At 69.7% G+C, this 2678-nt stretch carries 2 protein-coding genes; both read right to left on the bottom strand.

Translation table 11 applies throughout. The features are described 5' to 3' along the window. Window positions 1-474: 474 nt before the first annotated feature. Window positions 475-1704 carry an AGE family epimerase/isomerase gene (locus AC3XYG_RS06290; protein ID WP_489138956.1) on the bottom strand — a complete coding sequence of 410 codons (1230 nt, stop codon included), beginning with the start codon at window positions 1702-1704 and terminating at the stop codon, window positions 475-477. 194 nt (window positions 1705-1898) lie between these two features. Continuing rightward, window positions 1899-2678 (bottom strand): phosphohexomutase domain-containing protein (locus tag AC3XYG_RS06285; RefSeq protein WP_489138955.1); only part of this gene is annotated, 780 nt, incomplete at its 5' end.

Here is a 2678-nt window from a genome sequence, read left to right as displayed (position 1 = left end):
TCCCGCGCGAACTGACCCTGGCGGAGCGGGCCGAAGCCGACCGACAACGGCGCCGCGAGGCCCTGGAACTCGCGCGTGCGGAGAATGCCCGCGTCGCGGAGCGGTACCGGCAGCGGATGATCGAGGCCGACAAACAACGCTCCTGAGGCGGGGCGCGCCGGCGGTTGCCGACACGCTGCCGCCCGTCCTTCGCCGTCATCGCGAGCGCCGCGACGCGATCCAGTCGTGCCGGGGCAGACCGCACAGGCGGCGGCAGTCTGGATCGCCACGCCCTTCGGGCTCGCGATAACGGTGAGAGGGCGAGGCCGGTTCACTTCGGACGTAGCTTGGGTTCGCAATCTCCCCCCTCCCCTTGCGGGAGGGGGAGAGTGGAAAGCAGGAGTCGCTTAAAGATGGTCGACTTCTGAAAAGGTCTCGCAAGCGGCGGGACCACGCATTGGTCCTACCGGGCGCGAGTGCCGCGCCCGATCCGCCTCAGGCCGCGGCGCCGGCCTCGGGCTCCGCCACCCGGTCCAGGCGCCCCTGGGTGAAGGCGGTCTCCAGCTCCTCGATGGCGCAGATGATGTGATAGAAGGTGCTGGCCGGTGCCGGCTCCTCGACGAAGCGGTTGTCCGGCTGCAGCTTGTCGCGCCACAGGCCTGCTACCGGCACGTCGAGATAGCGCAGCAGCGTGGTAATGCCGGCGGCGATGCGGCCGCGCCACAGCGCCCGCTCCACCTCCGTCACCGCGACGCCGGCCAGGGCGATGGCCGCCTTGATCCGTTCGGTCTGCGGCCACAGCCGGGCGCCGGGGTCGAGCGGCGCGGCGTCGTCGAGGATCGCATTGACCGCGGCGTCGCGTGCCGGGTCGACACCGGTGGCCTCGGCCGCCTCCGCCATCTGCCGGGCGGCGGCGATGGCGTCGTCGCGGTGGCGCAGCTTGCCCCAGCGCACCAGCAGCCAGGCCCATTCGAACAGATGTCCGGGCTCGACGATGCGGCCGTCCTGGCCGGCCACCGGTGCCCAGTCGCCGTCGAAGAATTCGCGCAGATAGCCGGTGGCCGGGTCGATGAAGCGGGTCAGCGCCAGCTGCGCGATCTCGTCAGCCAGGGCATTCCAGGCCGCCTGGTCCGGGCCGCTGCCCAGCTCGACCCAGGCCAGCGACGCCTCCAGCAGATGCATGTGCGGGTTGGCCTTCAGCGGCAGGCTGCGCGGCGCGCTCTCCTCGAAGCCGCCGGCCGGATTCTTCAGCGTCGCCTCCAGGCGCTGGCGCAGCCGGGTGGCCGCCACCACCACCGGGGCAGGGTCGGCGACGACGGTGCTGGCGGCGGACAGGGCGAACAGGGCGAAGGCCTGGTCGTACAGCACCACGGTGTCGTCCAGCAGCGCGCCGTCGGCCGCCACCAGGGTGCGGAAGGTGCCGTCCGGCCGCTCATAGGCTCGGCGGAAGAATTCCAGGCCGTGTTCCACCGCCTGCGCCGACGGGCCGCTCCAGCCCAGGCGGCCGGCCACGGCGAAGGCGAAGACCTGGCGGGCCTGCACCCGGGCGCGGCGCGGCTCGACGCAGGGCGTGCCGTCGAGATTCAGCCGCTCGTGGAAGCCGCCGCGCTCGCGATCGGCACCGGTCTCCCACCAGACCGGCAGTGCGTCCAGGGTCAGCCAGCGCATCAGCCTGTCGCGCAGCGCCGCCAGGGGCGCGGTCGGGTCGGTCGGAGTGCTCATCATGGTCTCCAGCGGCAGCAGATCTTGGTGTCGGATGGTTCGAGACAATCGGGCGAAGGAATGCTCATCCATTTTCCTGTCAGGCCCGGGCTTGACCCGGGCATCCAGAGGCTGTCGACATTCTCTGGATTGCTGGGTCAAGCCCGGCAATGACAAAAAAGAAAGTCCTCATTTAACCCTTTCACCCGACGGCCCTCTCAGATCGTCTGGTTGTAGGCGCCGACTTCGGCATTTTCACGGAGCACGCCGTCGACGGCTGCGAACATCTCGTGCAGCCGGTCCTTCGACACCGGGCTTTCGACCACCACCACCAGCTCCGGCTTGTTGGAGGAGGCGCGGACCAAGCCCCAGGTGCCGTCTTCGGTCACCACCCGGATGCCGTTGACCGTGACCAGGTCGACGATGCGGTGGCCGCCGAGCCCACCGTTCGCGGCGATCTCGCGGAAGCGCTTCACCACGCGGTCGACCACCTCGTACTTCACCTCGTCGGCGCAATGCGGCGACATGGTCGGCGACCCCCAGGTCTGCGGCAGGGCGCGGTACAGGTCCGCCATGGTCTTGCCGGGGTTGCGGTCCATCATCTCGCAGACGGCGATGGCGGTGACAAGCCCGTCATCGTAGCCGCGGCCGATCGGCGGGTTGAAGAAGAAATGGCCGGATTTCTCGAAGCCGGCCAGGGCGTTCAGCTCCTGCACCCGGCGCTTGATGTAGGAATGGCCGGTCTTCCAGTAATCGGTCCTGGCGCCGAGCTGCTTCAGCACCGGATCGGTCATGAACAACCCCGTCGACTTCACGTCGACCACGAATTGCGACGGCCCGTGCACGCGGGCGAGGTCGCGCGCCAGCATGGCGCCGATCTTGTCGGCGAAGATCTCGTGGCCCGTCTCGTCGACCACGCCGCAGCGGTCGCCGTCACCGTCGAAGCCGAGCCCGACATCGGCCCCGTGCTCCTTCACGGCCACCGCCATGGCATGCAG

Source organism: Inquilinus sp. (assembly GCF_057815775.1).
Note: the sequence above shows the minus strand (reverse complement) of the source record. Positions and strands in the feature narration are given on the sequence as shown.

Bases quoted from the DNA above. Each gene is read 5' to 3' on its own strand.
- AC3XYG_RS06290 (WP_489138956.1), bottom strand. From the start codon at position 1,704: ATGATGAGCACTCCGACCGACCCGACCGCGCCCCTGGCGGCGCTGCGC.